Annotated in this window: 12 protein-coding genes and 1 pseudogene; 7 read left to right on the plus strand and 6 right to left on the minus strand. The window is 70.3% G+C overall.

All coding sequences use genetic code 11. The features are described from left to right. The first annotated feature begins 45 nt into the window (after window positions 1-45). Both ACQEWB_RS29720 and ACQEWB_RS29725 read left to right on the plus strand, forming a co-directional pair. Window positions 46-423, plus strand: a complete 378-nt coding sequence (locus ACQEWB_RS29720; RefSeq protein WP_432844069.1) for a GtrA family protein — start codon at window positions 46-48, stop codon at window positions 421-423. Between the two features lie 14 nt (window positions 424-437). Further along, entirely contained in the window at window positions 438-1391 is a 954-nt protein-coding gene (locus ACQEWB_RS29725) for a YihY/virulence factor BrkB family protein (protein ID WP_432836297.1), read from the plus strand. Here ACQEWB_RS29725 and ACQEWB_RS29730 read toward each other — a convergent pair. Beyond that, a complete protein-coding gene (locus ACQEWB_RS29730; protein WP_432836299.1) occupies window positions 1339-2625 on the minus strand; it encodes a D-alanyl-D-alanine carboxypeptidase family protein in 1287 nt (428 codons plus the stop codon). The two genes, ACQEWB_RS29725 and ACQEWB_RS29730, sit on opposite strands and share 53 nt — an antisense overlap. Window positions 2626-2716: 91 nt before the next feature. On the opposite strand from ACQEWB_RS29730, the gene ACQEWB_RS29735 reads away from it, so the two are divergent. The 4 genes from ACQEWB_RS29735 to ACQEWB_RS29750 all read left to right on the plus strand — a co-directional run bounded on the left by ACQEWB_RS29735 (window position 2717) and on the right by ACQEWB_RS29750 (window position 6563). After that, a complete protein-coding gene (locus ACQEWB_RS29735; protein WP_432836301.1) occupies window positions 2717-2956 on the plus strand; it encodes an SCO4848 family membrane protein in 240 nt (79 codons plus the stop codon). A 59-nt stretch (window positions 2957-3015) separates the two neighbouring features. After that, the gene (locus tag ACQEWB_RS29740) at window positions 3016-4305 is read left to right on the plus strand and encodes a metallophosphoesterase (protein ID WP_432836303.1); all 1290 of its coding nucleotides are present in this window, start codon (window positions 3016-3018) and stop codon (window positions 4303-4305) included. Window positions 4306-4508: 203 nt separating this feature from the next. Beyond that, entirely contained in the window at window positions 4509-6065 is a 1557-nt protein-coding gene (locus ACQEWB_RS29745) for an ABC transporter substrate-binding protein (protein ID WP_432836305.1), read from the plus strand. Between the two features lie 96 nt (window positions 6066-6161). Beyond that, complete coding sequence (locus ACQEWB_RS29750; protein WP_432836307.1) at window positions 6162-6563, plus strand: ATP-binding protein; 402 nt, start codon at window positions 6162-6164, stop codon at window positions 6561-6563. Window positions 6564-6631: 68 nt separating this feature from the next. Here ACQEWB_RS29750 and ACQEWB_RS29755 read toward each other — a convergent pair whose 3' ends face one another. Further along, the gene (locus ACQEWB_RS29755) at window positions 6632-8095 is read right to left on the minus strand and encodes an ATP-binding protein (protein WP_432836309.1); all 1464 of its coding nucleotides are present in this window, start codon (window positions 8093-8095) and stop codon (window positions 6632-6634) included. Beyond that, window positions 8092-8781 carry a response regulator transcription factor gene (locus ACQEWB_RS29760; protein WP_432836311.1) on the minus strand — a complete coding sequence of 230 codons (690 nt, stop codon included), beginning with the start codon at window positions 8779-8781 and terminating at the stop codon, window positions 8092-8094. The genes ACQEWB_RS29755 and ACQEWB_RS29760 overlap by 4 nt, the downstream gene beginning before the upstream one ends. Before the next feature lie 167 nt (window positions 8782-8948). Here ACQEWB_RS29760 and ACQEWB_RS29765 point away from each other — a divergent pair. Beyond that, a pseudogene (locus ACQEWB_RS29765) lies at window positions 8949-11353 on the plus strand (MMPL family transporter). A gap of 5 nt (window positions 11354-11358) precedes the next feature. On the opposite strand, the gene ACQEWB_RS29770 reads toward ACQEWB_RS29765, so the two are convergent. From ACQEWB_RS29770 to ACQEWB_RS29780, 3 genes are read right to left on the minus strand one after another with little or no spacing between them, the layout of a single operon-like run. Next, entirely contained in the window at window positions 11359-12111 is a 753-nt protein-coding gene (locus tag ACQEWB_RS29770; RefSeq protein ID WP_432844071.1) for a TetR/AcrR family transcriptional regulator, read from the minus strand. 19 nt (window positions 12112-12130) lie between these two features. Next, window positions 12131-12631, minus strand: coding sequence for a thiol-disulfide oxidoreductase DCC family protein (locus ACQEWB_RS29775; RefSeq protein WP_432836313.1), 501 nt, complete (start codon window positions 12629-12631; stop codon window positions 12131-12133). Between the two features lie 5 nt (window positions 12632-12636). Beyond that, the gene (locus ACQEWB_RS29780; protein WP_432836315.1) at window positions 12637-13044 is read right to left on the minus strand and encodes a hypothetical protein; all 408 of its coding nucleotides are present in this window, start codon (window positions 13042-13044) and stop codon (window positions 12637-12639) included. Between the last annotated feature and the right edge of the window lie 40 nt (window positions 13045-13084).

Genomic DNA, 13084 nt, shown 5'->3' on the forward strand with positions numbered 1-13084 from the left:
CCGGCGGCCACGCGCGCGTGCGCGAGTTCCCCGCGCCGAGCCGAGCTGGTCGGCTTCGCCACCGTCGGACTCCTCGCCTACGCCGTCGACCTCGCCCTCTTCACCTACCTGCGCGGACCGGCCGGCCTCGACCCGATCACCGCCAAGGTGCTCTCCTTCGTCGCGGGCTGCTCGGTGGCGTACGCGGGGAACGCGCTCGGTACCTACCGGCACGCGCGCGTGCAAGGCCTGCGCCCCTATGCCGTGTTCTTCGCGGTGAACGTCGCCGGAGCCGTCGTACAACTACTCTGCCTGGCCGTGAGCCACTACGGTCTCGGGCTCACCTCGCAACGTGCGGACACCGTATCCGGGGCCGGAATCGGTATGGCGCTCGCCACAGTGCTGCGCTTTTGGGGTACTCGCACATTGGTCTTCCGTACCTAGGGCAGAGTCGGATCATGGACTGGCTGAAAAAGCTCCCCGTCGTCGGGCCGCTGGTGGCGCGCCTGACGACCACGCACGCGTGGCGATCGTACGAACGGCTCGACCGGGTGAAGTGGTCGCGGCTGGCGGCCGCGATGACCTTCATCAGCTTCATCGCGCTGTTCCCGCTGCTCACCGTGGCCGCCGCGATCGCCGCGGCCACGCTCAGCAAGCAGCAGCAGGACGATCTGCAGGACAAGATCGCCGAGCAGGTGCCCGGCATCTCGGACCAGCTGGACATCCACAACCTGGTCCAGAACGCGGGCACCGTCGGCCTCATCGCAGGCCTCGCACTGCTGGTCACCGGCATCGGTTGGGCCGGCTCCATGCGCGAGTGCCTGCGGTCGGTGTGGGAGCTGCCCGACCAGGAGGAGAACCCGGTCCTGCGCAAGGCGAAGGACCTCGGCATCCTCGTCGGCCTCGGCGGCGCCGTCCTCGTCACCCTCGCCGCCTCCACGGTCGCCTCCGCGATGGTCGGCTGGATCACCGAGCAGCTCGGCATCGACAAGGGCGGCTGGGGCGGGATGCTGTTGTACGTCGCGGCGTTCGCCGTCGCCGTGTTCGCCGACTTCCTGCTGCTCCTGTACGTCCTCACCCTGCTGCCCGGCGTCGAACCGCAGCGCCGCCGCCTGATGGTCGCCGCGCTGATCGGCGCGGTCGGCTTCGAACTGCTCAAGACGCTGCTGAGCGGCTATATGCAGGGTGTCGCCGCGAAGAGCATGTACGGCGCCTTCGGCGTCCCCGTGGCGCTGCTGCTGTGGATCAACTTCACCTCGAAGCTGGTCCTGTTCTGCGCCGCCTGGACGGCGACGCAGAGCAAGGAGCAGGAACTCCGGGAGGAGGAGCGCGAGGACCGGGAGGGCGTCATCCGCAAGGTCAGGGACGAGGACGACGACGTACCAGGTCGGGCAGCGGCCAGCGGCGGTTGACCAGGAACGCGGCGGCCGCCAGCAGCACCAGCAGCCCACCGGTGATCGCCAACGCGACCCCCATGCCGCCGGAGGCCGTCCCGGCCGCGGCCTTCGTCCTCGGCGAGGCCGAGGAGTCCGCGCCGCCCGCCTGGCCCGCCGAGGCGTTGGCCCCCGGCTGGGCGCTCGCCTGCGTGGCGCTCTTCGGCGGCACCAGCTCACCCACCGCACGCGCCTTGCCGGCCGCCTGGAAGCCCCAGTCGAAGAGCTTGGCGGTCTCCTTGTAGACCTCGTTGTGCTCGTCCTTCGACGGGTTCATGACGGTGACGAGCAGCACCTTGCCATTGCGCTCGGCGACACCGGTGAAGGTCGCGCCCGCGTTGGTCGTGTTGCCGTTCTTGACGCCCGCGATGCCCTGGTAGACGGGCACGTCGGAGTCGCCGCTCAGCAGTCGGTTGGTGTTCTGGATCTCGAACGACTCCCGGACCGACTTCCCCTTCTTGCCCTTCTTCGTCTCGCCGGGGAACTTGGCGCTGACCGTCGAGCAGTACTCGCGGAAGTCCTTCTTCTGGAGCCCGGAGCGGGCGAACAGCGTCAGGTCGTACGCCGACGAGACCTGCCGGGGAGCGTCGTAGCCGTCGGGCGTGACCACGTTGGTGTCGAGGGCCTGGAGCTCCTCGGCGTGCTCGTTCATCGCCTTGACGGTGTTGTCGACGCCACCGTTCATGGCCGCGAGCACGTGCACGGCGTCGTTGCCGGAGCGCAGGAAGACGCCGAGCCACAGGTCGTGGACCGTGTACGTCTCGCCTTCCTTTATCCCGACCATGCTGGAGCCGGAGCCCATGCCGGCCAGGTCCGAGGGGACGACCTTGTGCTTCTCGGTCTTCGGGAACCTGGGCAGCACGGTGTCCGCGAACAGCATCTTCATCGTGCTCGCCGGGGGCAGCCGCCAGTGCGCGTTGTGCGCGGCGAGCACCTCGCCCGACTCGGCGTCGGCGACGATCCAGGAGCGCGCGGTGATGTCCTTGGGGATCACCGGGGCGCCGCTGCCCAGGTCGACCTGCGTGCCCGGCTGCCCCAGGCGCGTGCCGCCCACGCTGGACATGTTCGCCGGGGGAGTGGCCGAAGGGCTCGCGGAGGGGCTCGTCGAGGGACTGGGGGCCGCGAGGGCTGCGGGCGCGGTCAGCGCGAGCGACGACAGGGCGGCTGAGGTGACCAGCAGGGATCGCCTGACGGTCTTCTTGGGTGCGGACACGGACGAGAACGTACATGCCACGCGGTGTGAAGTCGCGCCTGGCACCCCACCCCGGGCACGGGACCGGAACCGCGACGGCGATACTGAAGGCATGAAGCTCAGCCGCCCCGTCTCCTGGTTCCTGCTCGCCTTCGGGGTGTGGAGCTGGGTCATCTGGGTCACTTTCGTCAAAAACCTTGTCAAGGACAGCAGCGGGCAGGCCTTCGACGACGGGCACCCGACAGCGTTCTTCTGGGTGCATCTGACGCTCGCCGTCGTCTCCTTCGTATTGGGGACGGTCGTCGGGAGCATCGGGTTGCGCGGCCTGCGCGCTTTGCGCCGCACTTCATAACCGGCCGTACGGCAACAAACCGGACGGCGACGGAACCGACAGCGGGGGTTCACGGCACGGTGGTCATCCTCTTCGCGCTGCTCGCGCTCGGCATCCTGGTGGCCGCCAACTGGTACCTCTGGCGCCGCCTGTTCCGCGATACCACCCGGCGCCCCGGCCTCGCCCGCCGCGCGGGCGCGGTGCTGATCGCGGGCGGCTGGGTGGCGGCGGTCGGCGCCCTGGTCGCCGAACGCGCGGGCGCACCGTTCTGGCTCCAGCAGACCCTGGCCTGGCCGGGCTTCCTGTGGCTCGCGCTGTCGATCTACCTGCTGATCGCGGTGGTGGCGGGAGAGGTCGTACGCCCCCTGCTGCGGCGCGTTTTGGAACGGCGGGCGCGCACCGCCACGGCCGTATCGCACACGGAGCCGGTGCCGGCGGGCGCGCCGTCGGCTCCGGCGCGTGAAGCGAATCACACGCCGGCGCGCACCACCCACGAGCCCGCGCCCGCCCCGGAATCCGCGCCCACCCCGGAATCCGCACCCACCCCAACCCCCTCCCGCCGCCTCTTCGTCTCCCGAGTGGTCGCCGGCGCCGCCGCCACGGCCGCCGTCGCGACCGTCGGCTACGGCACCTACGGAGTCCTCCGCGGCCCGCGCGTGAAGCGAGTCACCGTGCCGTTGGCCAAGCTTCCGCGTGCGGCGCACGGTTATCGCATCGCCGTGGTGAGCGACATCCACCTGGGCCCGATCCTCGGCCGCGGCTTCGCCCAGCAGGTCGTGGACACGATCAACTCCACGCAGCCCGACATCGTCGCGGTCGTCGGCGACCTGGTGGACGGCAGCGTGAAGGACCTGGGCCCGGCCGCGGCCCCGCTGCGTCAGCTCAACGCGCCCTCGTACTTCGTCACCGGCAATCACGAGTACTTCTCCGGCGCCGAACAATGGGTCGAGGAGGTGCGGCGGCTCGGTCTGCACCCCCTGGAGAACGCCCGCACCGAACTCCCCTGGTTCGACCTCGCCGGGGTCAACGACATCGCGGGCGAGAGCGAGGGCCACGGCCCCGACTTCACCAGGGCGCTCGGCGACCGGGACACGGCACGCGCGTGTGTGCTCCTCGCCCACCAGCCCGTCCAGATCCACGAGGCCGTCAAGCACGACGTCGACCTCCAGCTCTCCGGCCACACCCACGGCGGCCAGCTCTGGCCCGGCAACTTCATCGCGGCGGCCGCGAATCCGACCGTCGCGGGCCTGGACCGCTACGGCGACACGCAGTTGTACGTCAGCCGGGGCGCGGGCGCCTGGGGTCCGCCCACGCGCGTGGGCGCGCCGTCGGACATCACGGTGATCGAGTTGGCGTCCACGCGCGCGTGACCGAAATGTGCGACACGGCGGAAACGGTTCGTCGCAGACTCTGTGAGAGCGCTGTGAAATCTGCCGGAAACCCCTTGCGGTAACTTCTTTCTCAATTCAATAAACGCCTCTTCCTCCAGGTGAAACACGTGTGATTAGGTGAGCCGCGCCACTAGGGGAGTGGCATGTGGGGCGGGGCCTGTCGGGCCCGGAGAGGGCAACCGATGCGCTCGGTTCGCATGCGGATTCTCGCGACGCTGCTCGTACTCGCAGGCGTGGGAGTCGGTGGCTGGCAGCTGCTGCCGTCGCAGGAGAACAAGGACAAGACGATCTCGGTCGGTACCACGGACGCCGTCACGGCGCTCGACCCGGCCGGCGCCTACGACGCGGGTTCCTGGGCGCTGTTCAGCAACGTGTTCCAGTCACTGCTGACCTTCGAGCCGGGCGGCGCCGCACCGGTGCCGGACGCGGCCGAGAGCTGCGGTTTCGAGGGCACCGACCTGACCACGTACCACTGCACGCTGCGCAAGGGGCTCACCTTCTCCAGCGGCCGTGGGGTGACGGCGGAGGACGTCAAGTACTCCTTCGACCGGGTCAAGAAGATCAAGTCCGAGGTCGGCCCGTCCTCCCTGCTCTCCACGCTCAAGTCGGTGGACGCGGACGGCCTGACCGTCACCTTCCACCTGTCCTCGCCGGACGCCACCTTCCCGTTCAAGGTGGCCACCGGGGCCGGCTCGATCGTCGACCGTGAGAAGTACCCGCGCAACAGCCTGCGCACCGACCCCGGTGTCGACGGCTCCGGGCCGTACACGCTGGCGTCGTACACGAAGAACAAGAAGGCCGTCCTCAGCCCGAACTCGCACTACAAGGGCGCGCTCAGCAGCACCGGACGGCCCGTCGACCTGCTCTACTACACCGACGCGGACGCCCTCAACAAGGCGTGGGACGACAAGCAGATCGACGTCGCCACCCGCCAGCTGCCGCCCAAGGTGCTGTCCGCGCTCTCGCCGAGCGACCCGGACCAGCGCGTCTCCGAGTCGGACAGCTCCGAGACCCGCAACCTCTACCTCAACACCCGCGCGAGCTCGCCCCTGCACGACTTCCGGGTCCGGCAGGCCATGGCCTGGCTGATCAACCGCGAGGAACTCGCCGCGACGGTCTACGAGGGAACCGTGGACCCGCTCTACTCGTTGATCCCGACGGGCATCACCGGCCACACCACCTCCTTCTTCGACGCCTACCCCAAGCAGGACGCCAAGAAGGCGAAGACGCTGCTCACCGAGGCCGGCGTGAGTCTGCCGGTCAACTTCACCTACGGCTACGCCAAGAACCGCGGCTCCTCGCAGGAGGAGGCCGAGGCGCTCAAGAAGCAGCTGGAGGCGGGCGGGCTGTTCAAGGTCACGCTCAAGGGCTACGAGTGGACCGACTTCCAGGAGCACTGGGCCACCGGCAAGCTGGACGCGTACGCCGTCGGCTGGGTCGCCGACTACCCCGACCCGGACACCTACGGCGCCCCGCTCATCGGCACCGACGGCACCATGAACACCGGCTACAGCAACAAGGCCGTGGACGCGCTGATCCAGAACAGCCAGCAGTACCCGGACCGCGGTGACGCCACGTCAGACTTCCGCACGGTCCAGCAGGACGTCGCCCGGGACGTGCCGGTGATCCCGCTGTGGCAGGGCAAGGAGTACGTCCTCAGCAGCGAGGACGTGGGCGGCAGCCAGTATCTGGACGACGGCACGGGCGTGTTCAGGCTGTGGAGCCTGAACTGGATCTGACGCGATCTCGCGGCATTGACATTCGCCCGAGTGACGCCGGGCGCCCACCCAACGCAGGACGATGTGACGGAGGTGTGCGTGGGGTGAGGAGCAAACGTGCTGAGACGCAACTCCTTCCGGCTGCCCCGGCATCCGGCTTCCGTCGGTCTCGCCAGGCGCCGGGTGCGGGACCATCTGGCCGACTGGGGCCACGGGCCTGACGATCCTGCCCTCCAGGACGCGGTGCTGCTGGTGTCCGAGCTGGCCACCAACGTCGTGCGCCACGGCCCGCTCCTGGAGCGGGAGTTCGAGGTGGCGGTGACCGCGCTCGCCGACGGGTCCTGCCTCATCGAGGTCTCGGACGAGGGCCAACTGGTGCCGCGGCTGCGGGTGGTCGAGGACTGGGAGGAGACCGGCCGCGGCCTGCACCTGGTGGAGAGCATCGCGGCGGCCTGGGGCGTATGGACCAGAGGCCGCCACGGCAAGACGGTATGGGCGCTGGTCCTGGCCGACACCTGAGCGTTGTATGGGGAGTCACAGCCGTCGTAACAGGACTTCCGGCGGCACTACAGCCGTCGTAACAGGCGTCACGCCCGTACGGCGGCCGTCCGGGCCGGGAGTGTGACCGTCACCGCCAACCCCTCGCCCGGTGCCGTGCGCACCGCCACCTCGCCGCCGTGGGCCTGTACGACGCCCTGCACGATCGCCATCCCGAGGCCGCTGCCCGCGCCCCCGCCGGCCCGGAAGAACCGGTCGAAGACCCGCGCCGCGTCCTCCTCGCACAGCCCCGGACCCTCGTCCGAGACACACAGCCGTACGGTCCCGTCCGCCCGCTCCACACCGAGCCGCACCCGCGCCGCGGCGGGCGTGTGCGTGCGGACGTTGCCGACCAGGTTGCCCAGCACCTGTCTGAGCCCCGACTCGTCCGCGTGCACCAGCAGGGAGCCGTCGGCGGCGACCTCGATGGGCCGGTCCGGCTGCTGCACCCGCAGATCCTCGGCCGCGTCCCGCATCAGCCGGCTCACGTCGACGTTGCGGAAGCGCAGCTCGGGCTGCTGGTCGAGGCGGGCCAGGGTGAGCAGTTCGTCGACCAGGCGCCCCATGCGGTCGGTCTCGGCCAGCACCCGCTCCCAGGCCCGCTTGCGCTCGTCCGGGTCGGAGAGCATCCCTTTGTCGTAGAGCTGGAGATAGCCGCGTATCGCGGACAGCGGGGTGCGCAGTTCGTGCGAGGCGTCGGCGACGAAACGGCGCAGCTGGGCGGCGCTGCGCTCGCGCGTGCGGTACGCCGACTCGACCTGGTGGAGCATCGAGTTGAGGGCGAGACGCAGCTGCTCGACCTCCTGGGTCGGGTGCGTGCTGGACGGCACGCGCCGGGCCAGGTCGCCCTCGGCGATCGCCGACGAGGTCTCCACCATGTCCTCCAGCGGCCGCATCCGGCGGCTGACGCTGAACAGGGTCAGACAGGCGAGCAGCGCCAGCAGCGTGCCGCCGACGGCGAAGTCCAGCTTGAGGGCCTTGGCCATGCCCGTGTGCAGGGCCTCGGTGGAGGTGGCCATCAGCACGTACGTGCCGTCGGCGAGATGGACGGCGGTGACCCGGTACGAGGTGCCGTGCACCTTCACTTCGTGCGGGTCCGAGTCCTTGGCGAGCGCCGCGGCGTCGCCGACCGCGTGGGCCAGGCCGAGCTGTGCCTCGGTGGGCTGGACGCCCAGGATGCCGACGGCGGTGCCCTTGCCGTTGACGGCCGCGTAGATCGAGTCCGGGGTCGACCGCTCCTTCTCGGTGTCGTCCGGGACCAGCCGGTCGTGGACGAAGTTCAGGGCGCTGAGCGAGTCGATCTGCCGGATCGTGAGCTGGGAACTCCCCAGCGAGTCGCGCATCTTGGTCAGCTGGGAGTCGATCTGGTCGATGAGGTAGTACCGCATGCCCATGAGGCTGATCGCGGTGGTCGCCACGATGCCGAGGGCGAGCAGCGCCACGTTCGTCATGGTCAGCTTGGCGCGCAGCGAGTGCATCCCGTGATGGCAGCGCAGCCGCTCCCTGAGGTTCATGCCAGCCCGTATCCGACGCCGCGCCGCGTGGTGATCACCGGCGGCCCCAGGGTGTCCAGCTTGCGCCGCAGATAGCTGATGTAGGTCTCGACGACCGTCGACTCGGGCGGGGTGTGCTCGTACTGCCAGACGTGGCGCAGGAGTTGGTCCTTGGGCACGATCCGGCCCTCGTTGCGCACCAGGAAGCGCAGCAGGGCGTATTCGGTGGGGGTCAGCTCGACGCTGCGGCCCGCGCGGTGCACGCTGTACGTCGTCTCGTCCAGCTCCAGATCGCCGTACCGCAGGGGCGGTCGCTGCGGCAGGACGTCCGCCGCGCGCGTGCGCCGCAGCACCGCCGTGATGCGGGCGACGACCTCGTCGATGTTGAACGGCTTGGTGATGTAGTCGTCGCCGAAGCCGAGGGCACCGACGACCTCGGCCGGCGAGTCCCGCGCGGTGAGGAAGACCAGCGCGAGGTCGGGCCGCTCGGCGCGCAGCTGGCGGCCCAGGGCCCGGCCGTCGCCGTCCGGCAGCATGACGTCGAGCAGCGCGGCGTCGGGCCGGGTGCGCTCGGCGAGCGCGCGGGCCTCGCGGACGCTGCCCGCGACCATCACCTCGAAGCGGTGGAAGCGCAGGGCGATGGCGAGGACGTCCGCGATGCTCGGTTCGTCCTCCACCACCAGCACGGTGCCTGGAGCCGTCGTCATGCCCCCAGTATCGGGCGGACCACTGACAGTCGGCCCGGATCGGTCTTTGGAGTTCCTTGAGAGTCATGGCCGGGTCGTGTCCACGCGCGCGTGCCGCCCCCAATTCTGTTGCCCAGGACCTGGGGGACCAACCGACGACCGACTAAGGAGCGTTGATCGTGGCGGCATTGGCACGGTGGTGCTATCGGCACCGGCTGGTGGTCCTGTTGCTGTGGGTGGGGGCACTGTTCGGCCTGGGCTTCTCGGCCTCTTCGGCGGGGACGAACTACGCGAACGTCTTCTCCCTCCCCGACACGGACTCCAAGAGCGCGTACGACCTGATGGAGAAGGCCTTCCCGAACACCTCCGGTGACACCGACACCGTGGTCTGGAAGACCGACCAGGGTTCGGTGAAGGACGCGGCCGTCCAGGACCGCGTCCAGCCGGCCCTCGACAAGATCGCGAAGCTGCCCGGCGTCGGCGAGGTCACCAGCCCCTACGTCGGCACCCGGGGGCCGGGCAGATCAGCAAGGACGGCCGGATCGCGTACGCCCAGCTCACCTTCACCAAGCGGGCCAACGAGATCCCCAAGGAGCAGGTGCAGAAGGTCCTGGACACCGCTCAGGCGGCCGAGAAGAGCGGTCTGCAGGTCGAGTTGGGCGGCCAGGCCATCCAGCGCGTCCAGGAGCCGCCGCAGGGCCTGTCGGAGTCGGTCGGCATCATCGCGGCCGCGATCGTGCTGTTCCTGGCCTTCGGCTCGTTCTTCGCGATGCTGCTGCCGATAGCCATCGCGGTCTTCGGCGTCGGCATGGGGCTGTTCTCCACCCAGCTGCTCAGCCACTCCACCGACATCCCGGACATCGCCCCGCTGCTCGCCTCCCTGATCGGCCTCGGCGTCGGCATCGACTACGCCCTGTTCATCGTCACCCGGCACCGGCGCGGCATCCAGCGCGGCCTCGACCCCGAGGAGTCGGCGGTCACCGCCCTCAACACCTCGGGGCGCGCGGTGCTGTTCGCGGGCGGCACGGTCTGCATCGCGCTGGCCGGCATGCTCGTGACGCAACTGCGCTTCCTGGACGGCGTGGTGATCGGCACCTCGCTCACGGTCGTGCTGAGCGTGCTCGCCGCCACCACCCTGCTGCCGGCCCTGCTCGGCTTCCTGGGCCCCCGCGTGCTCAGCCGCCGTCAGCGCCGCAGGCTGGCCGCCGAGGGCCCCGAGCCGGAGCGGACGAGCGGCCTCGCCGCCAGCTGGTCGGTGAACGTCGAGAAGCGCCCGCGCCGGATCGCCGCGCTGGCCCTGGTCGTCATGGCCGTCCTCGCCATCCCTGTGCTGTCGCTCCGTCTCGGCGCCACCGACCAGGGCAACGACCAGGCGTCCACGACCACCAGGAAGGCGTACGACCTGCTCGCGGACGGCTTCGGACCGGGCTTCAACGGCCCGCTCCAGGTGGTCACCGTCGGCGGCGACACCGACACCCTGGTCAAGGGCATCGAGTCGACCTCCGGGGTCGCCCAGGTCGCCGCGCTGCCGCCCGCGAAGGGCGTGACGGTGATCCAGGTCGTGCCGACGACGTCACCGCAGTCCAAGGCGACGGACGACCTGATCGACACCTTGCGCGACAAGGTGATCCCGCAGGCCGGCGCGCAGGCCCACGTCGGCGGTGTGACGGCCGTGTCGAAGGACTTCGCGTCCGTGACCGGCGATCGCCTGCCCCTCTTCATCGCGACGATCATCGGCCTCGGCTTCCTGCTCCTGCTGATCGCCTTCCGCTCCCTGGTGGTGCCGTTGACGGCCGCCCTGATGAACCTGATAGCCGCGGCCGCCTCCTTCGGCGTCCTGGTCGCGATCTTCCAGTGGGGCTGGGGCCTGGACCTCCTGGGCCTCGGCAAGGAGGGCCCGATCAACGCCTTCCTGCCGGTCATCATGCTGTCCCTGCTCTTCGGCCTCTCGATGGACTACCAGGTCTTCCTGGTGAGCCGGATGCACGAGGAGTGGGTGCACACGCGCGACAACGCGCGCGCGGTGCGCGTGGGCCTCGCCGAGACCAGCCGGGTCATCAACTCGGCGGCCCTGATCATGGTCTGCGTGTTCATGGCGTTCGTACTGAGCGGCGACTCCGGGGCGGCGATGGCGGGCGTCGGCCTGGCCGCCGCGGTGGCGCTCGACGCCTTCATTCTCCGTACGGCACTGGTGCCGGCCGCGATGCACCTGCTCGGCAACTCCAACTGGTGGCTGCCGGCCTGGCTGGAGAAGCGGCTGCCGCACCTCGCGGTCGAGCCCAAGGAGGACGCGCTCGAGACGCCGGCCGCGGACGGCCCGGCCTCGGTGGTCCACGGCTTCATCCGCACCGCCGACGGCGAGCCCGTGGACGGCGCCTCGGTGACCCTGCTGACCAAGGGCGGGCGCCAGCTGGACCGGGTCGAGTCGCTGGCCGACGGCTCGTACATCGTGTCGGTGCCTGCCCCGGGGGCGTACCTGCTGGCGACGACGGCGACGTCGTACGGCTCGCGGGTGGCCCAGGTGGCGGTCGCGGCGGGCCCGTTGGTGTACGACGTCGAGCTCGCCGAGGGCGAGGTGGACGCGGTGAACTGACCGCGTCAGGACTTGCCGGGGGTGGGCAGCACCCTGGTCATCCCCGGCAGGAAGTCCGTGAACAGCTCGTGCACCTCACGCACGAGCGGGCGCAGCACCCGGAACCGGGCCAGCGACACACCCCGGGTGGTCAGCTTGGCCCCCCGCTCGGCCAGCCGGTAGGTGCGCTCGCGCCCCTCCGTCCGGTCGAAGATCCAGTACAGGACGAGCCCCATCTGGGACAGCCACATCAACTCGGGCAGGATGTCCCGGAGTTCCTCCGGCACCTTGGTCTTCGTCGCCCCCGCAAGCACCTCGCGGTGGACGGAAATCGCCTCCACGCGCGCGTGCTCCGACTCGGGGGAGAACGGGCTGAGCGGACTGTCCGGGTCCGCCGCGTTCTTGAAGAACTGCACCGCGAACTCGTGATACGGCTTCGCGATGTCCAGCCACGCCTTCAGGACGCCCGCGAGCCGCGCCTCCAGGTCGGTCTCCCGGTCCAGCACCTCCCGGACCGCCACCTGGTGCTCGGCGGCGATCCGGTCGTAGAAGCCCTGGATCAGATGCTCCTTGCCGGCGAAGTAGTAGTACGCGTTGCCCACCGAGACGCCGGCCTCCGTGGCGATCGCCCGCATCGTCGTCTTGTCGTAGCCCCGCTCCTGGAAGAGCCGCATCGCGGTCTCCAGGATCAGCGCACGGGTCTGCTCGGACTTGCTGGGCCCGCCGCCCTCGTCGGGCCCCTCGCCGTGCGGGCGGTCGCTGTCCGGGCTGTCGTTCATCGCAGGCACGGACGAGAGCCTACGGGGTGACGCAGGCGCCGTTGTCGCAGCCCGGTGCGGTGTACGTCCAGCCCGCCGCCGGGTCGTACGACCACCCGTCGGCCGTGCGGTACGTCTGCCCACCCCACTGCCGCTGCCCCCACTGCGAGCCCCGCCACTTGGCCGCCGCCAGCGCCGCCCCCTTGGCGAACGGCGCCCCCGACGGCGTGCTCAGCCGGTGCGCGAGCGGCCGGTGCTCGCGCAGCGCCCACAGGGTGACGATCCAGGCGGCCGTGCCCCGGTAGACCTGACCCGAATCTCCTACGACGGTGATGTCGTCGAGCGTCGCCCGGTGGTCGAGGTCCGGGTAGCGCCGCCGGGCCCGCTCCGAGTTCGCCGGTACGAGTTCCAGTGGCACCAGCTGCGGCTGCCGCGCCAGCCAGTCGCGCAGGAAGGCGCAGAGCGAGCAGTCGGCGTCGTACAGGACGGTGAGCCGGCGGACCGGGACGCGCCTGGCGTCCCGGCCCTGGAGGGTCGTCACGCCCTTCACGCCCCGACCGGCGGAGCGACCCAGTCCTGCGGCCCGACCGGCGGCACCTGCTCGCGCTCCAGGACGCTGCGGCGCCGGATCTTGTTGAGGACGTACACGTTCCCCAGGTGCATGACACCGAGCACCAGCAGCACCACACCGAGCTTGGTCGACAGGGCCTCGAAGATGCCCCGGGTGTCCTCGATGGTCCCGTCGCCGCTCAGGTAGAGGGCGACGAAGCCGAGGTTGACGAGGTAGAAGCCGACCACCAGGAGGTGGTTGACGGCGTCGGCGAGCTTCTCGTTCCCCTGGAGCACGTCGGCGAGGAAGATCCGTCCGTTGCGGCTGAGCGTGCGGGCCACCCAGATGGTCAGCGCGATGCTGACCAGCAGGTAGATGACGTAGGCGATGACCGTGCGGTCCATGCCCCACCCCTTCTTGAACGCGTTCAAAACGCTGACAGGA

Source organism: Streptomyces sp. CA-249302, assembly GCF_050936785.1.
In the GTDB taxonomy this organism is placed as follows: Bacteria; Actinomycetota; Actinomycetes; order Streptomycetales; family Streptomycetaceae; genus Streptomyces.